The following is a 222-nucleotide window of genomic DNA, read 5'->3' on the forward strand; positions in this document are numbered from 1 at the left end:
CAGAGTCACTGTGATGCCGGCCTCGTGGCACGCAAGGATCTCCGGGCTGTTGAAGTAGCCGCGATCGGCTACAGCCTCGAGCGTTTCCGTCTGGAGAACATCTTTTGCCTGCTTGCCCATGTTAGCAAGTTGCGCCCGATCCGAGCCGCTGTTCGTCACCTCATGCGTCACAATCAGATGGTGCTCGGTGTCCACGGCGATCTGTACGTTGTAGCCGACGAC

The 222-nt window shown here is 59.0% G+C and carries 1 protein-coding gene; it reads right to left on the reverse strand.

The annotated features are described in order from the left end of the window. Positions 1 to 222: transposase (locus OZ411_RS43320; RefSeq protein WP_282532854.1), on the reverse strand; the 222-nt coding region annotated here is incomplete at both ends.

This window comes from Bradyrhizobium sp. Arg237L (assembly GCF_029990105.1).
Lineage (GTDB): Bacteria > Pseudomonadota > Alphaproteobacteria > Rhizobiales > Xanthobacteraceae > Bradyrhizobium.